Genomic DNA, 18,194 nt, shown 5'->3' on the forward strand with positions numbered 1-18,194 from the left:
CGGCGTTTTTATTGTCTTCGCCATTGCAAGAAATCTGGCTTTTTTGGCCTAAATCACAGCCATAACGGCCTTTGACCGGCCTGTACGCACGCCTTGATCCTCAGTGCTGCGGCACCTCCGTGTGCCGTGATCGGAGGCGAGGTTATGCAAGGGACGAACGTGCTGTTCGGTCAGATCGCCGTGGTATTCGGCATCGTGATCGCCGGTGTGTGGAGCGCCACACAATGGACGGCAGCGGCCCTGGGCTATCAGCTACGCCTTGGCTCGCCGTGGTTCGATTTTCTAGGCACGCCGGTCTATCACCCGTGGCGACTGTTCGAGTGGTGGTTCTTCTTCGATGCCTACGTGCCCCGCGTGTTCGACATCGGCGGCGCTATTGCGGGCGGCAGTGGTCTCGCCGCCGTGCTGGTGGCGATTGGCATGTCGATCTGGCGCTCGCGGCAATCGCGCCTGGTCACGACTTACGGCTCGGCCCGCTGGGCGAACGCGGATGACATTCGCAAGGCTGGCCTCACGCAGCCGGCCGGCGTGTTCCTGGGCCAGCACGACCGTCAGTACCTGCGGCATGAAGGCCCGGAACACGTCCTGACCTTCGCACCCACGCGCAGCGGGAAAGGCGTTGGCCTGGTGGTGCCGACGCTGCTGTCCTGGCCCGCGTCCGCCGTGATCCACGACATCAAGGGCGAAAACTGGCAGATCACCGCCGGCTGGCGTTCGCGCTTCTCGCATTGCCTGCTGTTCAACCCGACCGATGCGAAGTCGGCCGCCTACAACCCGCTGCTGGAGGTGCGACGCGGCGCGCATGAGGTGCGCGACGTGCAGAACATCGCGGACATTCTGGTCGATCCCGAAGGCGCGCTGGAGAAGCGCAACCATTGGGAAAAGACCTCGCACGCGCTGCTGGTCGGGGCCATCCTGCATGTCCTCTACGCGAGCGAAGACAAGACGCTGCGCGGCGTCGCCAACTTCCTCTCCGACCCGGCCAGCCCGTTCGAGCTGACCTTGCACCGGATGATGACCACGCCGCACCTCGGCGATGGGCCGCATCCGGTCGTCGCATCGGCGGCGCGTGAAGTGCTCAACAAGAGCGACAACGAACGCTCGGGCGTGCTGTCCACGGCCATGTCGTTCCTCGGCCTGTACCGCGATCCCACGGTAGCCGAAGTCACCTCGCGCTGCGACTGGCGCATCGCTGACCTGATCGCGGCCGAGCATCCGGTGTCGCTGTATCTGGTGGTGCCGCCCTCAGACATATCGCGGACGAAGCCGCTCATTCGCCTGATCCTCAACCAGATCGGGCGGCGCCTGACCGAATCGCTCGATGGCTCCGACGGCATCGAGCGCCGCCACAAGCTGCTGCTGATGCTTGACGAGTTCCCGGCGCTGGGGCGCCTGGACTTCTTCGAGACGGCGCTGGCCTTCATGGCCGGCTACGGCATCCGCAGTTTTCTCATCGCCCAAAGCCTGAACCAGATCGACAAGGCGTATGGGCAAAACCATTCCATCCTCGATAACTGCCACGTCCGCGTGACGTTCGCCACGAACGACGAACGCACGGCCAAGCGTATTTCCGAAACGCTCGGCACCGCCACCGAGCTGCGCGCGCAGCGCAACTATGCGGGCCACCGGCTCGCGCCGTGGCTGAGCCATCTCATGGTGTCGCGTCAAGAGACGGCCCGCCCGCTGCTGACGCCGGGCGAAGTCATGCAGCTTCCGCCCGACGAGGCGGTGGTGATGGTGTCCAGCGTGGCGCCGATCAAGGCGAAGAAGCTGCGCTACTACGCGGACGCCAATTTCAAGCGGCGCGTGCTGCCGTCGCCCACGCTGACGGACGGACAGTACGCCGACGCGCCGCCGCTGCGCCCTGACGACTGGAGCGGGATGGCGATTCCTGCCGTGCCCGCCGCGCTTGCGGCCGATACCGCCGAAGGCTTCGGCGCCGCAACCGACGACGGCGGCCCGCGCCGTCAGCCCGAACTCTCGCAAACCGTCGCCTACGACCCCGAGCTGGCCGCGCCCGCAGCCGACCTCGGGCTGCTCGATGACGACGACGACCTGCCGCTTCCCCTTCCTCGCCAGCTCGATCCGGCCATGCAGCGCACGGCCCGGCTGGCTTCCCTCGACCCCAACGACGGAATCGAGCTATGAGCCACTACCGCCTGAACCTCTTTATCCAGCCCGAGCACGCCCAGCGGCTCGATGAACTGGCCGCCAAAAAAGGCGTGTCCAAGTCCAGCATTGTCGCTGCCGCCTTGGCGTCCTGGCTGTCGCCGGACGCGGCCGACCAGCGCGAGGCGGCCATCGCCAAGCGGCTGGATCGCCTGTCGCGGCAGGCCGAGCGCCTGGAGCGCGACCAGAACATCGCCATCGAGACATTGGCGCTGTTCGTTCGCTACTACCTGACCGTCAGCACACCGGTGCCCGAGGCGCACCAAGACGCGGCCCGTGCCCAGGGCAAGGCGCGCTTCGAGCAGTTCGTCGAACAACTCGGGCGCCACCTGCTGCGCGGGCGCAGCCTGGTACGTGACGTGGTGGAAGAACTGCATCCCGACCCGATGCGGATGGAGGACGCGGCGGCAGCCGCGCAAGCGCAGGAGCGCGCGTCATGAGCGCCACATCGCTCGACCGCCGCATCCAGATGCTGCGCACGGCGATGGGGCCGCTGATCGCCACTGCGCTCGAAGACCCGGACGTGGTGGAAATCATGCTCAACCCCGATCGCACCCTTTGGGTGGATCGGCTGTCGTCGGGCCGCGCGCCGATGGGCGTGGAGCTGTCCGAAGCGGACGGCGAGCGAATCATCCGCCTCGTGGCCGCCCACGTCGGCGCGGAAGTGCATCGCGGCCAGCCGCTGCTGTCGGCAGAGCTGCCCGAAACGGGCGAACGCTTCGAGGGCATCTTGCCGCCTGCCGCGCCGGGGCCGGCCTTCGCGCTGCGCAAGCGTGCCATCGGTGTGATCCCGCTGGAGCGGTATGTCATCGACCGGGTGATGACCGCCGCGCAGGCAGCCTTTCTCGTTCGCGCCGTGCGCGAGCGCAAGAACATCCTCATCGCCGGCGCTACCAGCAGCGGCAAGACCACGCTTGCTAATGCCTTGCTGGCGGAAATCGCCGCCACCGGCGACCGCGTGCTGGTGCTCGAAGACACGGTGGAACTGCAATGCTCGGCCCGCGACCACGTTCCGCTGCGCACGCGCGCGGGCGTGGTGTCCATGACCGAGCTGGTGCGCTCGTCCATGCGCCTGCGGCCGGATCGCGTCGTCGTCGGCGAGGTGCGCGGCCCCGAGGCGCTGGATCTCATCAAGGTGTGGGGCACGGGCCACCCCGGCGGCATTGCCACGATCCACGCGGGTTCCGCACTGGGTGCGCTGCTGCGCATGGAGCAACTAATTCTCGAAGTGGCGGTGAACCCGCCCCGTGCACTGATCGCCGAGGCCGTGGACGTGGTGATCCACATCGCCGGGCGCGGGCACAAGCGCCGCATCGAGAGCATCGCCCGCGTCGTCGGCTTCGACGGCGTGGGCTACCAACTGGCGGACGCGCTGGACGCGCCGTTTCCCGAGCTGCCTTCGCAGTCCGACCTTTCTTCCCCGTCCCTCAACCACTCTGGAGAACTGCCATGACGCAGATGCACATTCCTGCTTTCCGTGTTTCCGTAAATCCGCCCTCGCGGCTGCCGAGGCTGGCCCGGCTGCACAGCCTGGCCCGCCCTGCGGGGCAAGGGCTGCTGCTGTCCGCGCTGCTGTTGTTCCTGGCCGGCACCGCGCAGGCCGCTGGTTCCTCAATGCCGTGGGAAGGCCCCTTGCAGTCGATCTTGGAGTCGATCCAAGGGCCGGTGGCGCGCATCGTGGCAGTCATCATCATCATCGCCACGGGCCTCGCTCTCGCGTTCGGCGACACGTCGGGCGGCTTCCGCAAGCTGATTCAGATCGTGTTCGGCTTGAGCATCGCGTTCGCCGCGTCCTCGTTCTTCCTGTCGTTCTTCAGCTTCTCCGGCGGGGCTGTCGTATGAGCGCCCCGGATAGCTTCGCGGCGGGGTTCGAGGTGCCTTTGCACCGCTCGCTCACCGAGCCGATCTTGCTGGGCGGTGCGCCGCGCACCGTGGCGATTGCCAACGGCACGCTGGCTGCCGCTGTGGGGCTGGGCCTGCAACTCTGGATTCCCGGTGCCGTGCTCTGGATCGTCGGCCACTCGCTGGCGGTGTGGGGAGCGCGCGTCGATCCGCAGTTCATGCAGGTCTTTGCGCGACACATCAAGCATCGCCCGCTGCTGGACGTGTGAGGGGACGCCGCCATGCTGAACCTCGCCGAATACCGCCAGCGGCCTGCGCTGCTGGCCGACTGGCTGCCCTGGGCCGGGCTGGTCGCGCCGGGCGTCGTCTTGAACAAAGACGGCAGTTTCCAGCGCACGGCCCGGTTTCGCGGGCCTGACCTCAACAGCGCCACGCAAAGCGAGTTGATCGCCACGTCAGCGCGATTGAACAACGCGCTGCGGCGGCTGGGTTCGGGCTGGGCGCTGTTCATCGAAGCCGAGCGCTGCGCTGCCGCCGACTATCCGCACTCGGAGTTCCCCGAGCCGCTTTCGTGGCTGGTGGACGAGGAACGCCGCGCAGCGTTCGAGGAATCGGGCAACCATTTCGAGAGCGGCTATCACCTGACGCTGGTGTACCTGCCGCCCGAGGAATCGCGCGCGCGTGCGGCGGGGATGCTGTACGAGAACCGGCCCACCGAAGGCGTGGATTGGCGTGAGCGCCTGCAAGCCTTCGTCGCGGAGACGGATCGCGTCTTTGACCTGCTCGATGGCGTGATGCCGGAAATCGCATGGCTCGATGACAGCCAGACGCTGACCTACCTGCACGCCACCATCTCGACGCGGCGCTATTCGCTGGCGGTGCCCGAGGTGCCGTTCCACATCGACGCGCTGCTGACCGATTCCGTGATGGTCGGCGGCCTCGCACCGATGCTGGGCGACCAGCACCTGCGCGTGGTGTCGGTGCGGGGCTTCCCGACCTCGACCTGGCCAGGGATTCTGGACGACCTCAACCGCCTGGGCTTTGCGTATCGCTGGAGTACGCGCTTCCTGTGCCTGGACAAAGCCGAGGCGGAAAAAGAACTCACCCGGCTGCGCCGCCAGTGGTTCGCAAAAAGGAAGAACGTCATCGCGCTACTGCGCGAAACGATCTTCCAGCAGGAAAGCCCGCTGGTCGATACCGATGCCAGCAATAAAGCCGCCGACGCGGACGCGGCGTTGCAGGAGCTGGGCAGCGATCAAGTCGCCTTCGGCTACCTCACCGCCACGGTGACGGTGCTCGATGCTGACCCAGCCGCAGCCGACGAGAAGCTGCGCATGGTGGAGCGCGTCATCCAGGGGCGCGGGTTCGTGACCATTCCCGAAACGCTCAACGCCGTGGATGCGTGGCTGTCCTCGCTCCCCGGCAACGCCTACGCCAACGTGCGCCAGCCCATCGTCTCGACGCTGAACCTGGCGCACATGATGCCGGTGTCGGCGGTATGGGCCGGGCCGGAGAAGAATGACCACTTGGGCGGCCCGCCGCTGATCGTCACGCGCACCGATGGCGCGACGCCGTTCCGGCTGGTGACGCACATCGGCGACGTGGGCCACACGCTGGTCGCCGGGCCGACCGGCATGGGCAAGTCGGTCTTGCTCGCCACGCTGGCGATGCAGTTCCGCCGCTATCGCGGCTCGCGCATCTTCGTGTTCGACATGGGGCGTTCCATGCGCGCCACGATCCTCGGGCTGGGCGGCGAGCACTACGACCTGGGCACGGATGGCGAAATCGCCTTCCAGCCGCTCGCCCGCATCGACCGCGAGGGCTACCGCACCTGGGCCGCCGAATGGATCGAAGGCCGCTTGCTGCATGAGGGCGTGGCGGTCGGCCCGGACGAGAAGGCCGCCATATGGTCGGCACTCGGCAGCCTCGCCGGTGCTCCGTTGGAGCAGCGCACGATGACGGGCTTGTCGGTACTGCTGCAATCGAACGCGCTGCGTCAGGCGCTCGCGCCCTATGTGCTCGGCGGCGCGCACGGCAAGCTGCTGGACGCCGACCACGACCGGCTGGGCAACGCCGACGTGCAGGGCTTCGAGATGGAGGAGCTGATGCACAGCAAGGCCGCCGTCATGGCCGTGCTGCATTACCTCTTTGCGCGCTTCGATGAACGCTTCGACGGCGCGCCCACGCTGCTGATCCTCGATGAAGCGTGGCTGTTTCTGGATGACCCGGTGTTCGCGGCCCGCATCCGGCAATGGCTCAAGACGCTGCGCAAGAAGAATGTCTCGGTCATCTTCGCCACCCAGAGCCTGGCCGACATCAAGGATTCGAGCATCGCGCCCGCGATCATCGAAAGCTGCGCCAGCCGCATCTTCCTGCCGAACCCGCAGGCGACCGAGCCGCAGATTCGCACGATCTACGAGGGCTTCGGCCTCAACCGGCGGCAGATCGAAATCGTCGCCACCGCGCAGCCCAAGCGCGACTACTACTACCAATCCCGCCTCGGCAACCGTCTGTTCGACCTCTACCTGGGGCCGGCGACGCTGGCCTTCGCGGGCGCTTCCACGCCGCAAGACCAGCGCGCCATTGATGACGTTCTTGGCCGCGTGCCGCCGGACGCCGGCGCACCCGGCTTCGCGGGCGCCTGGCTGCGCCATCGCGGCCTCGATTGGGCGGCCGACCTGCTGCCCTCGTTTCCCGGCCTTGTGCCGGGTTCCCTCCGTACTACCGACCACCCACAGGAGAGCCTGTCATGAAGAAGCGCCTGATCGCCGCCGCCGTCGCGGCCATGCTTTGCACCGCCACCGCCCATGCGCAATGGGTCGTGATCGACCCCACCAACCTCGTGCAGAACACGCTGACCGCGATCCGCACGCTGGAGCAGATCAACAACCAGATCCAGCAGCTCCAGAACGAAGCGCAGATGCTGATGAACCAGGCGCGCAATCTCGCCAGCCTGCCGTCCAGCGTGGTGGGCCAGTTGCGCGCCAATCTGGCGACGACCGAGCGGCTGATCGCCCAGGCTCGCGGCTTGGCCTACGACATGACGAACCTCGATCGGGAGTTCGCGCGCCTATATCCCGAGCAGTACGCCGCCACCGTCAGCGGTGACCAGATGTACCGCGACACGCAGGAGCGTTGGAAGAACACGCTCAACGGCTTGCAAACCACCATGCAGATGCAGGCGCAGGTGTCGCAGAACCTGGGCGTTGACGAAAGCGTGCTGGCCGACCTCGTGGGCAAGAGCCAATCGGCCGAAGGCGCGTTGCAGGCGATGCAAGCCATGAATCAGTTGCTCGCCTTGCAGGCCAAGCAGTCGATCCAGTCGCAGCGGCTCCAGATCACGCAAGACCGAGCCACCGCACTGGAGCTGGCGCGGCAGGCCGCAGCCACCGAGCGCGGGCGCGAAGTGACGCGGCGCTTCCTGGGCAGCGGCACGCCGTACACGCCGCAGTCCGTCGATTTCTACAACCACTGACGGGTGCGGCCATGAAGAACGCGCCCGTCCTGTTCGCTCTCGCGTCCCTGCTGACCGGCTGCGACCGGCCGCCTTCGGCGGATGCGCTGGCCGCCGACCCGTCCCGGCTGCACGCGCTGCTCGCGCAATGCCGCGCGGGCGAGCACGACGGCGCGTTCTGCGCACACGTGGCCCAAGCCGACCTGCGCCGCTTTCTCTCCGGCAAAGCCGGCCCCGGCGAGTACCAGACGCTCGCCGACCTGCCGCCGATTCCACCCAGCTTCGATGAACCCGCCGATGACAACGGGCCTGGGCAGGAGAACTCGCCATGAATGACGTGACCATCATCGACCGCTTCCTCGATACGTTCTCGCGCTACATCGACTCGGGCTTTGGCCTCCTGCATGGCGAGGTGGCGTTTCTGACCGCCACGCTGATCGTCATCGACATGACGATCGCCGGGCTGTTCTGGGCAATGAGCCATGCCACCGGCCAGGGCGAAGACGTGATCGCCAAGCTGATCCGCAAGGTGCTCTACGTCGGTGCCTTCGCCTACATCATCGGCAACTTCAACTGGCTGGCCGGCATCGTGTTCCGCTCGTTCGCGGGCCTGGGCCTGACGGCCAGCGGCTCGACCTTGAGCATGGAGAACTTCCTGCATCCGGGAAGGCTGGCCAAGATCGGCATCGACGCCGGGGCGCCGATCCTCGACCAGATCGGCGACATGGCGGGCTTTCCCGAGGTGTTCGTGAACATCACGCCCATCGTCGTGATGTTCCTCGCGTGGCTGATCGTCCTGCTGTGCTTCTTCGTGTTGGCGATCCAGCTTTTCATCACGCTGATCGAGTTTAAATTGACGACGCTCGCGGGCTTCGTGCTGGTGCCGTTCGCCCTCTGGAACAAGACCGCGTTCCTCGCCGAAAAGGTGCTGGGCAACGTGGTGTCGTCGGGCATCAAGGTGCTGGTGCTGGCCGTCATCGTGGGCATCGGCTCGGGCTTGTTCGCCGAGTTTCAGGTGCAACCGGCCGAGCCGTCCATCGACCATTCGGTCGTCGTGATGCTGGCCTCGCTGACGCTGCTGGCGCTGGGCATCTTCGGGCCAGGCATAGCGACCGGGCTGGTGTCGGGCGGCCCGCAGCTCGGAGCGGGCGCGATGGCCGGTGCCGCGCTGGGCGCGGCGGGCGCTGCCGTTGCCGTGGGCGCTGCTGCCACGGGCGTCGGGGGCGCTGTCGCTGCCGGCGCACGCATGGCCCCGGCTGCCGCCAAGCTGGCCGGCAGTGGTGCGCGTGCCGCCGCCGGGGTCGCCGGCAGCGCGAAGTCGGCGTTCCAGGCCGGCTCCGCTTCCGCTGGCGGCGGCCTCAAGGGCGCTGCCGCCGGTGTGGGCAATGTCGCCAAGACCGGCGCGCAGGCGGCCGGGCAGAAGGTGGCGCAAGGCGCGCGCTCGATCCGCGAACGTGCTGCCGCAGCGTTCAGCGCAGACGCGCCCGCGTCCGCATCCACAGCGGGGAGCGGTGCCCCCAGCGGCGACGCGCCGCCGTCCACGCCGCAGGAGCAGCCCGCCTGGGCGAAGCGCCTGCACCGACGCCAGCAGCTCACCCATGCCGCCACAACTGCCGCCCACACGCTGCGCGGTGGCGATGGCGGCGGCTCCGGCCAGGGGCCGAGCCTGCGCGATTCTGATTCATAAGGAGAACTGACCATGCGATTCAAGAAGCCGCAGGTGCGCTACGCCGACACGCCGCAGCCTGCCACGCCGTATCAAGCTGCCGGCCAGGTGTGGGACGACCGTATCGGCTCGCCGCGCGTGCAGGCGAAGAACTGGCGGCTGATGGCCTTCGGGTGCCTCACGCTCGCGCTGCTGATGGCCGGCGGCCTGGTGTGGCGCTCGGCGCAGTCCATCGTGACGCCCTACGTGGTGGAAGTGGACAACGCGGGCCAGGTGCGCGCCGTCGGCGAAGCCGCCACGCCGTACCGGCCCAGCGATGCCCAGGTGGCCTATCACCTGGGCCGCTTCATCGAGCTGGTGCGCTCGCTGTCCATCGACCCCATCGTCGTGCGCCAGAACTGGCTCGACGCCTACGACTACACCACCGACAAGGGCGCCGTGGTGCTCAACGACTACGCGCGCACCAACGACCCGTTCGCGCGCATCGGCAAGGAGTCGGTGACGGTGCAGATCACCAGCGTGACACGCGCCAGCGACACGTCTTTCAACGTGCGCTGGACGGAACGGCGCTTCGTCAACGGCGCCGCGGCGGGCACTGAACGCTGGAACGCCGTGATTTCCATCGTGCAGCAGACCCCGCGTACCGAACAGCGCCTGCGCAAGAACCCCCTGGGCATCTACGTCAACGGTCTGTCGTGGAGCCGCGAACTGGATTCTTCCGAAGGAGCCAAGCCATGAATCCGCTTTTCCGTAAATCCGCCTTGCCGTTGATCCTGCTTGCTTCGGCTGTCTTGTTCTCCGGCTGCGCCACGCAGGGCAAGCCGCCGCCGGCCATCTCGCTCGATGAGCCGGTGCAGGCCCAGCCGCTGCCGGAGCCACCCGCGCCGGTGGAAGTGGTCAAGGTGCCCGAGCCGCTGGCGCTGCCGGCGCAGTTGAAGCCATTGCCCGAAGCCGAGGGCGCCAAGCCCGCGCCGGAACCGGCCGACGAAACCGTGCGCGTCTCGCGCGCCAACGCGGAGGCCCGCATCGCGCCCACGCGCGAGGGCTATGTCAATGCGATTCAAGTGTGGCCCTTCACCGATGGCGCGCTGTATCAGGTCTATGCGGCCGTGGGCCGTGTGACCGTGATCGCGCTCCAGCCGGGCGAGGAACTGGTGACGGTGGCCGCAGGCGATACCGTGCGCTGGATCGTGGGCGACACGTCCAGCGGCAGCGGCGATGCGCTGCGCGTCAATGTGATGGTCAAGCCCATCCGCTCGGGCCTCAAGACCAATCTGGTCATCACCACCAGCCGGCGCACCTATCTGCTGGAGCTGACCTCGACCGAAAAGACGTGGATGGCCTCGGTGTCGTGGGAGTACCCGAAGGACAAGATGCTGGCCTTGCAGCGCCAGGCGCAGGCGGCCAGCGCCGCCGCGCCGGTCGATACCGGCTTGTCGCTGGAGAAGATCCGCTTCCGCTACGCGATCAGCGGCAGCAATCCACCGTGGAAGCCGCTGCGCGCCTTCGATGACAGCGAGAAGGTCTATATCCAGTTCCCCGCCGGCATCGCGCAAGGCGAGCTGCCACCGCTGTTCGTGATCGGTGCGCAGGGCGACGGGCAACTGGTGAACTACCGCTTCCGAGCGCCGTACTACATCGTGGATCGCCTCTTTGGCGCGGCGGAGCTGCGCCTGGGTGGTGACAAGGGCGACGTGGTGCGGATCGAGCGCACGGACGGCACGCGGAGGAACTGACCATGAGCCAGGATGACACTCCCGACCTCGCCACGCCGCAGGCGGGCAAGGTCGCGCCCGAGGCGGTGGCGCTGCGCGCCCAGCCGCGCCCGGTCACACGCTTGAACCGGCGCACGTTGGCGATGCTCATGGGTGGCCTATCGGTCGCCGTGCTGGGCGCGACCATCTGGTCATTGCAGCCGCAGCGGCGCGGCGGGAGCGAGCAGACCGAGCTTTACAACGTCGATCGCGTCTCGAAGTCCGAAGGGCTGGACGGCCTGCCGGCCGACTACTCGAAGCTGCCGCCGAAGGTGCCGGAGCTGGGGCCGCCGCTGCCGGGCGACCTTGGCCCGGCCATCGTGAACTCGCAGCAGCCCGTGACGCCGACCTATGCGCCGCCTGGGCATAACCCCGAGGACGCCTTGCGCAAAGAGGCGGACGCGGCGGCGGCCTCGGCGGTGTTCTTCCGCTCGGGCCAGCAGGGCAAGGCCGCAGCGCCTGCCACAGCCCAAGCCGCTGCGGCTGTGCCGGGCAGCGCCTTCGACCCGCTGGCGGCCGGGCCGGCCTCGACGGCGGCACAGCCTGCCGATCCGACCGCCACGCAGAACCGGCAAGACCAGAAGGAGGCGTTCTTGAAAGGCGGTTCTACGGAAACTCGCAATTCCGGCAATCTGCAAATGCCGGCCTCGCCATATCAGGTCATGGCCGGAACAGTGATCGCCGGGGCGCTGGTGACGGGCATCAAGTCGGACTTGCCGGGCGACGTGATCGCCACGGTGACGGAGCCGGTCTATGACTCGGCGACGGGCAAGTTCCTGCTGATCCCGCAGGGGTCGCGCATCCTCGGCAAATACAACAGCCAGGTCAGCTACGGGCAGAGCCGCGTGCAGGTGGTATGGAACCGGATCATCCTGCCCGACACGTCTTCGCTGACCATCGACAACCTTGTGGGCACCGATCCGGCGGGCTATTCCGGCCTTGAAGATGGCGTGGACTACCACTGGGGCCGCATCGTCGCTGGCGCGGCGCTGACGACGCTGCTGGGCGTGGGCGCGGAACTGGCTGCGCCGGAGAACCGGCAGGACGGCAACCGCATCGTGATCGCGGGGCGCGACAGCGCGCAGGACAGTATCAATCAGGTCGGACAGGAGATGACCCGGCGCAATATGAACATCCAGCCGACGTTGACAGAGCGGCCTGGGCTGCCGGTGCGGATCATCGTCAACCGCGACTTGGTGCTGCGGCCTTATCAGCCGATGTTCTTCAACAGGGGAGCGATGCGATGAGCACGGGTAAGAAGCTGCGGCTCGGGCCGCTGCCGAAACTGGAATCCACCAAGATGACCTTCGCGTGCCCGGCCGGCCTGCGGGCCGATCTTGACCGCTACGCGGCGCTGCACGCGCAGACCTACGGCGAAGCGGTCGATGCCATGACGTTGATCCCGCACATGCTGGAGGCATTCATGGCGGGGGATCGGGGATTCAGGAAGGGCACTGCAACACGGAGCGTGCCGTCGAAGCCGACATGATGGCGTCGCCTACCATCCAGCGGCATCCATCCAACGCGCAGCCCCAGGGCTGCGCGTTCTTCGTTCTGGATGCTGGGCTATGATGATGAAACAGGCCCGCTGTTCCTCGACAATCCAGCACGACACCGTGCGATGCGGCTTTCCCTCCCGACGCTCCTATGTGGCTCCTAGCCCACGAGGCAACACTTCTGCGAAGTGGCCTGAAAAAGAGCTAACCTACTGTCCCATATACGGTTTCAAGCCCCGCGTGATTTACACGGAGGACTTGACACCAGAACTTTTTTGTGGGTCAAAGAACGATGGACCGCGATGCAGCCTTCGCGCTGCCCGCGCTCAGAGGCGGGCGGGTGCGCGCTTGCGATCACGTTCGTCTTCGGGCCAGGCAGACAGGATAGCGGTGGTGTTCATGGCAAATCACTCCTTTGATGAGTGAACAACGCCCCGGCTACGCGGGACGTTGACAGCAGAACGCAAAAAATTGTTCGCTACTAAAGTAATAGCTTCCAGCGCTTTCTCAGCAAGGGCTGGAAGCCATTTTCATGCGGAGGCATGGGCCGCTTCGAGGGCCTCGATCTCGGAGGACAGCACCAGCCAGCGCTCTTCCAGGGCCTCGATTTCGTCGCCGCAGGCCTTCAGGCGCCGCCCGCAGTCGGCGATCTCCGTGGGGGGCAGCGGCTCGGCCAGGCGCTGTTCGAGCTGCTGCCTTTCCGCGCCGAGCTGCGCCAGGCGCTTGTCCACCTGTTCCAGCTCGCGCTTGAACGGTTTGGTTTTCTCGGCCAGCTGCTGGCGCGCCAGGGCGCTGGCCTTGCGCTGCTCGCGGCCATCCTTCGGGGCTGGCACGGCGGCGGTGGGGGTGTTGTTGGGCTCGGCGGTGGCGCGGGCCTGCTCGCGCAGGCGCCGGGCTTCTTCCAGCAGGTAGCGCTGGTAGTCGTCCAGGTCGCCGTCGAACGGGCCGACCTGGCCCCGGCCGACCAGCCAGAATTCATCGCATACGGCGCGCAGCAGGGCGCGGTCGTGGCTGACCAGCATGACGGTGCCCTCGAACTCGTTGAGCGCCATCGACAGCGCCTCGCGCGTGGCCAGGTCGAGGTGGTTGGTCGGTTCGTCAAGCAGCAGCAGGTTGGGGCGCTGCCAGACGATCATGGCCAGCACCAGGCGCGCCTTTTCGCCGCCGCTCATGCTGCCCACGGCCTGCTGCACCATGTCGCCGCTGAAGTTGAAGCTGCCCAGGAAATTGCGCAGGTCCTGCTCGCGCGCGTCCACGCCCAGCGTGCGCGCCAGCCGCACCATGTGGCCCAGCGGGTGGTCGTCGCCGTGCAGCACGTCCAGCTCCTGCTGCGCGAAGTAGCCAATCGACAGGCCCTTGCCCTCGGTCACCTTGCCGCCCAGCGGCGGCATCATGCGCGCGATGGTTTTCACCAGCGTGGACTTGCCTTGGCCGTTGGCGCCCAGGATGCCGATGCGCTGGCCCGCCAGCACCGTGCGGTTGACGCCGCGCAGGATGGTGGTGGGCGCGCCGCCGTCCGCGGGCGGGTAGCCGAAGGCCGCGTCGCTGATGGCGAGCATCGGGTTGGGCAGGTTCGGCGGCTCCTTGAACTCGAAGGTGAAATCGGCGCTGGCCAGCACGGGCGCGATTTTCTCCATGCGCTCCAGCGCCTTGACGCGGCTTTGCGCCTGCTTGGCCTTGGTGGCCTTGGCCTTGAAGCGGTCGATGAACTTCTGCAGGTGCGCAATCTTCGTTTGCTGGCGCTCGTAGGCCGCCTGCTGCAGCGTGAGCTGCTGCGCGCGCAGTTCCTCGAACTGGCTGTAGTTGCCGCCGTAGCGTGTGAGCTGCGCGTTGTCGATGTGCAGCGTGACCTGGGTCACGGCGTCGAGGAATTCGCGGTCGTGGCTGATGACGACCAGCGTGCCCTCGTAGCGCTGCAGCCAGGCTTCGAGCCAGACCAGCGCGTCCAGGTCCAGGTGGTTGGTCGGTTCGTCGAGCAGCAGCAGGTCGCTCGGGCACATCAGCGCGCGCGCCAGCTGCAGGCGCATGCGCCAGCCGCCCGAGAAGCTGTTGACCGGGCGTTCCAGCTCGTGCACCTGAAAGCCCAGGCCCAGGATCAGTGCCTGCGCGCGCGCGGCGGCGTCGTGCGCGCCCGCGTCGTGCAAGTCGGAATGCGCCTGGGCAATGGCCATGCCGTCGCCCGCCTGTTCGGCTTTTTGCAGCGCCAGGCGCAGCGCCAGCAGGCGCGTGTCGCCGTCGAGCACGAAGGCGGTGGCCGGCTCGGCGGTTTCGGGCATGTGCTGCGCCACCTGCGCCATGCGCCACTGCGGCGGCAGGAAGAAGTCGCCGCCGTCTTCGTGCAGCGAGCCGTTGAGCAGCGCGAACAGGGTGGATTTGCCGGCGCCGTTGCGGCCCACCAGGCCGACTTTTTCGCCGGGGTTGATGGTGGCGGAAACGCCATCCAGAAGCACCTTGGCGCTGCGGCGCAAGGTGACGTTCTTCAGTGTGATCATCAGGGAGAGGGAAAGTCGGCCAGAGCGCTGCGGGTGATGAGCAGCACCTGGTCTTCGCCCGCGCTGGTTTCGAGCCAGAACACGGGCAATTGGGGAAAGGCCGCCTCGAAATGCGCGCGCTCGTTGCCGATTTCGAGCACCAGCACGGCGTCCTCGCGCATGCAGGCCGGGGCGGCGCGCAGCAGGCGGCGGATGAAGTCCATGCCGTCGGCGCCGCCGGCCAGCGCCAGTTCGGGCTCGGCGCGGTATTCGGCGGGCAGTTGCGCCATGCTGTGGGCATTGACGTAGGGCGGGTTGCACAGGATCAGGTCCCACGGGCCGGGCACGCCGGCCAGCGCGTCGGACGGCACCAGGCGCACGCGCTCCTGCAGGCCGTGGCGCTCGACGTTGATGCGGGCCACGGCCAGCGCATCGGCGGAAATGTCGGCGCCGGTGACCTGCACCTCGGGCCAGGCCATGGCCGCGAGCACGGCCAGGCTGCCGTTGCCGGTGCACAGGTCGAGCACGTCGCGCGTCTGGTCGCTGAGCCAGCCGTCGATGCTGCCGTCGGCCAGCAGCTCGGCGATGAAGCTGCGCGGCACGATGGCGCGTTCGTCCACGTAGAACGGCACGCCCACCAGCCAGGCCTCGCGCGTGAGGTACGCGGCAGGCTTGCGCGTGGCGCTGCGTTCTTCAAAAAGCGTAGCTACCAGCGCTTGCTGGGTGGGCGTTACGGGCTGATTTGCCACGGAATCGGGTTCGTCGCCCAGGGCGCTGTCGAGCGGCAGGCCGAGGCGCCACAGCACCAGCCAGGCGGCCTCGTCGCGCGCGTTGGCGGTGCCGTGGCCGAAGCCCGCGCCCGCGGCCTCCAGGCAGGCCGCGCCGCTGGCGATGAGTGCGCCCACGGTGGCGCCTTGCACGGCGGCGCTCATGCCGCGGCCTGGGCGTTGAGGTTTTCGAGCGTGCGGCGGTAGATGTTCTTCAGCGGCGCGATGTCGGCCAGCGCGATGTGCTCGTCGATCTGGTGGATGCTGGCGTTGGGCGGGCCAAGCTCGATGACCTGCGGGCAGATCTGCGCGATGAAGCGGCCGTCGCTGGTGCCGCCGGTGGTGGACAGCTCGGTGTCCAGCCCGGTTTCGGCGTGGATGGCCTGCTGCACGGCGCTCAGCAGATCGCCCGGCTCGGTCAGGAAGGGCTGGCCGCCAAGTGTCCACAGCAGCTCGTACTCCAGGCCATGCCGGTCGAGCAGGGCGTGCACGCGCTGCTTCAGGCCTTCGGCGGTGGATGCGGTGCTGAAGCGGAAATTGAAGTCGATCACCACATGGCCCGGGATCACGTTGGTGGCGCCGGTGCCGGCGTGGATGTTGCTCATCTGCCAGCTCGTGGGCGGGAAGAAGGCGTTGCCAGCGTCCCAGGGGGTGGCCGCCAGTTCCGCCAGCGCCGGCACGGCCTGGTGGATGGGGTTGCGCGCCAGGTGCGGGTAGGCGATGTGCCCCTGCACGCCGCGCACGGTGAGCTTGCCCGAGAGGGTGCCGCGGCGGCCGTTCTTCACCATGTCGCCGGTCTGGCGCACCGCGGTCGGCTCGCCGACGATGCACCACGACAGCGCCTCGCCGCGCGCGCGCAGGCGCTCGACCACGACCTTCGTGCCGTCGACTGACGGGCCCTCCTCGTCGCTGGTGAGCAGGAAGGCGATGGCGATGGCCGGGTCGGGGTGCGCGGCGAGGAATTCCTCGACGGCCACGACGAAGGCGGCGATCGAGGCCTTCATGTCGCTGGCGCCGCGGCCGTAGAGCTTGCCGTCGCGCTGCGTGGGCGTGAACGGGTCGCTGCGCCACTGCTCCACGGGGCCGGTGGGCACGACGTCGGTGTGGCCCGCGAAGACCAGCGTTTTTGCTACGGTTTCAGGAGCGTCTGGCGCTTGATTGGCGGGCGCTGCGGGCCGTTTTGCCCATAAATTGCAGACGTGGAAGTGGGGCGGGCCGCTGTCCATGCGTTCGCAGACGAAGCCCAGGGGCTCCAGGCGGCTGGCCAGCAGTTCGAGGCAGCCTGCGTCCTCGGGGGTGACGGAGGGGCGGGCGATCAGCTGTTCGGTCAGCTGCAAGGTGAGGGGCATGGCGTGTGCGGGGGGCGGTTCAGTTGGGCTTGACGTCGAGAACGATCTCGGTGAACGACGGCATGTCTTCGTCCTGGGCGGCCTCGTTGGCCTCCTTCTGGGCCTGGGCGGCCTTGCCGGCCATGGCGAAGTCGTTCTGCAGGCGCCACATCAGGTTGGTGGGCGAATCGGCGTAGGCGATGCCTTCCTTGCGGTCGATGCGGCCTTCGCGGATCAGGCGCGCCAGGTCTTCCTCGAAGGTCTGCGAGCCTTCGGCCATGGATTTTTCCATCGCCTCGCGCACGCCGGAGAAGTCGCCCTTCTCGATCAGCTCGCCCACCAGCTTGGTGTTGAGCATGACCTCGCAGGCGGGCACCCGGTTGCCCGACTGGGTGCGCACCAGGCGCTGCGAGACCACGGCCTTGAGCGCCGAGGCCAGGTCGCCGAGCATGGTCGGGCGCACCTCGACGGGGTAGAACGACAGGATGCGGTTGAGCGCGTGGTAGCTGTTGTTGCCGTGCAGCGTGGCCAGCACCAGGTGGCCGGACTGGGCGTAGGCGATGGCGGCCGACATGGTTTCGCGGTCGCGGATTTCGCCGATCAGGATGACGTCGGGCGCCTGGCGCAGCGCGTTCTTCAGCGCGGTCTGCAGCGACTGCGTGTCGCTGCCGATCTCGCGCTGGTTGACGATGGATTTCTTGTTCTTGAACTGGAATTCGACCGGGTCCTCGATGGTCAGGATGTGGCCGGTCAGCACGGCGTTGCGGCTGTCGAGCAGCGAGGCCAGCGTGGTGCTCTTGCCCGAGCCGGTGGCGCCCACCATGAGCAGCAGGCCGCGCTTTTCCATCACCAGCTCGCCCAGCACCGGCGGCAGGTTCAGCGTAGCCAGCTCGGGGATGTGCTGCGCGATGAAGCGCACCACCACGGCGTAGCTGCCGCGCTGGCGCATGGCGCTGACGCGAAAGCGCCCCACGCCCGACAGCGGCACGCCCATGTTCAGCTCGCCCGTTTCCTCCAGCTCCTCTATGCGGTTGGGCGGCACCACCTCGGCCAGCAGGTTCTTGGGGGCGTCGGGCGGCAGGATCTGGTTGTTGATCGGGACGCACTCGCCGTTGATCTTGATCAGCGCCGGAGCGGCCGCCGAAAGGTAGACGTCCGAGGCCTTTTTTTCCGCCATCAGGCGCAGGATGCGCTCCATGGTGCTCATGAGGGATGTCTCCTTTCGGGGGCGCTGGGGGGGCGGGGCG

Annotated in this window: 17 protein-coding genes; 13 read left to right on the forward strand and 4 right to left on the reverse strand. The window is 67.7% G+C overall.

Features of this window, described 5'->3' with window-relative positions; translation table 11 throughout:
- Positions 1 to 144: 144 nt before the first annotated feature.
- The 13 genes from YS110_03205 to YS110_03265 are packed head-to-tail and all read left to right on the forward strand — an operon-like array spanning position 145 to position 12,374.
- Positions 145 to 2,148: a conjugal transfer protein TraG gene (locus YS110_03205; protein ID UJB63840.1), complete on the forward strand. Its 2,004-nt coding sequence runs from the start codon at positions 145 to 147 to the stop codon at positions 2,146 to 2,148.
- Positions 2,145 to 2,609: a CopG family transcriptional regulator gene (locus tag YS110_03210; protein ID UJB63841.1), complete on the forward strand. Its 465-nt coding sequence runs from the start codon at positions 2,145 to 2,147 to the stop codon at positions 2,607 to 2,609. The genes YS110_03205 and YS110_03210 overlap by 4 nt, the downstream gene beginning before the upstream one ends.
- Complete coding sequence (gene trbB / locus YS110_03215) at positions 2,606 to 3,622, forward strand: P-type conjugative transfer ATPase TrbB (GenBank protein UJB63842.1); 1,017 nt, start codon at positions 2,606 to 2,608, stop codon at positions 3,620 to 3,622. The genes YS110_03210 and trbB overlap by 4 nt, the downstream gene beginning before the upstream one ends.
- Positions 3,619 to 4,011, forward strand: coding sequence for a TrbC/VirB2 family protein (locus YS110_03220; protein UJB63843.1), 393 nt, complete (start codon positions 3,619 to 3,621; stop codon positions 4,009 to 4,011). The genes trbB and YS110_03220 overlap by 4 nt, the downstream gene beginning before the upstream one ends.
- Complete coding sequence (locus YS110_03225) at positions 4,008 to 4,280, forward strand: VirB3 family type IV secretion system protein (protein UJB63844.1); 273 nt, start codon at positions 4,008 to 4,010, stop codon at positions 4,278 to 4,280. Before YS110_03220 ends, YS110_03225 begins: the two co-directional genes overlap by 4 nt.
- A 12-nt stretch (positions 4,281 to 4,292) precedes the next feature.
- On the forward strand, positions 4,293 to 6,764 hold the full coding sequence (locus tag YS110_03230; protein ID UJB63845.1) for a conjugal transfer protein TrbE: 2,472 nt from the start codon (positions 4,293 to 4,295) through the stop codon (positions 6,762 to 6,764).
- Entirely contained in the window at positions 6,761 to 7,486 is a 726-nt protein-coding gene (gene trbJ / locus YS110_03235; GenBank protein UJB63846.1) for a P-type conjugative transfer protein TrbJ, read from the forward strand. Before YS110_03230 ends, trbJ begins: the two co-directional genes overlap by 4 nt.
- An 11-nt stretch (positions 7,487 to 7,497) precedes the next feature.
- Positions 7,498 to 7,797, forward strand: coding sequence for a hypothetical protein (locus YS110_03240; GenBank protein ID UJB63847.1), 300 nt, complete (start codon positions 7,498 to 7,500; stop codon positions 7,795 to 7,797).
- Positions 7,794 to 9,152, forward strand: coding sequence for a P-type conjugative transfer protein TrbL (gene trbL, locus YS110_03245; GenBank protein ID UJB63848.1), 1,359 nt, complete (start codon positions 7,794 to 7,796; stop codon positions 9,150 to 9,152). The genes YS110_03240 and trbL overlap by 4 nt, the downstream gene beginning before the upstream one ends.
- A 12-nt stretch (positions 9,153 to 9,164) precedes the next feature.
- Positions 9,165 to 9,869: a conjugal transfer protein TrbF gene (locus YS110_03250; protein ID UJB63849.1), complete on the forward strand. Its 705-nt coding sequence runs from the start codon at positions 9,165 to 9,167 to the stop codon at positions 9,867 to 9,869.
- On the forward strand, positions 9,866 to 10,867 hold the full coding sequence (gene trbG, locus YS110_03255) for a P-type conjugative transfer protein TrbG (GenBank protein UJB63850.1): 1,002 nt from the start codon (positions 9,866 to 9,868) through the stop codon (positions 10,865 to 10,867). Before YS110_03250 ends, trbG begins: the two co-directional genes overlap by 4 nt.
- A 2-nt stretch (positions 10,868 to 10,869) precedes the next feature.
- Positions 10,870 to 12,132 (forward strand): TrbI/VirB10 family protein, encoded by a 1,263-nt coding sequence (locus YS110_03260; GenBank protein UJB63851.1) that lies wholly within the window; start codon positions 10,870 to 10,872, stop codon positions 12,130 to 12,132.
- Positions 12,129 to 12,374 (forward strand): DUF2274 domain-containing protein, encoded by a 246-nt coding sequence (locus YS110_03265; GenBank protein ID UJB63852.1) that lies wholly within the window; start codon positions 12,129 to 12,131, stop codon positions 12,372 to 12,374. Before YS110_03260 ends, YS110_03265 begins: the two co-directional genes overlap by 4 nt.
- A 537-nt stretch (positions 12,375 to 12,911) precedes the next feature.
- Here YS110_03265 and YS110_03270 read toward each other — a convergent pair.
- Genes YS110_03270 through YS110_03285 form a run of 4 tightly spaced genes read right to left on the reverse strand, consistent with a single transcriptional unit; the run spans position 12,912 to position 18,154 of the window.
- Positions 12,912 to 14,873: an ATP-binding cassette domain-containing protein gene (locus YS110_03270; protein ID UJB63853.1), complete on the reverse strand. Its 1,962-nt coding sequence runs from the start codon at positions 14,871 to 14,873 to the stop codon at positions 12,912 to 12,914.
- Entirely contained in the window at positions 14,873 to 15,784 is a 912-nt protein-coding gene (gene prmB, locus YS110_03275; GenBank protein UJB63854.1) for a 50S ribosomal protein L3 N(5)-glutamine methyltransferase, read from the reverse strand. The genes YS110_03270 and prmB overlap by 1 nt, the downstream gene beginning before the upstream one ends.
- Entirely contained in the window at positions 15,781 to 16,968 is a 1,188-nt protein-coding gene (gene dapE, locus YS110_03280; protein ID UJB63855.1) for a succinyl-diaminopimelate desuccinylase, read from the reverse strand. Before dapE ends, prmB begins: the two co-directional genes overlap by 4 nt.
- Before the next feature lie 19 nt (positions 16,969 to 16,987).
- A complete protein-coding gene (locus YS110_03285; GenBank protein UJB63856.1) occupies positions 16,988 to 18,154 on the reverse strand; it encodes a PilT/PilU family type 4a pilus ATPase in 1,167 nt (388 codons plus the stop codon).
- Between the last annotated feature and the right edge of the window lie 40 nt (positions 18,155 to 18,194).

Source organism: Acidovorax sp. YS12 (genome assembly GCA_021496925.1).
In the GTDB taxonomy this organism is placed as follows: Bacteria; Pseudomonadota; Gammaproteobacteria; order Burkholderiales; family Burkholderiaceae_C; genus Paenacidovorax.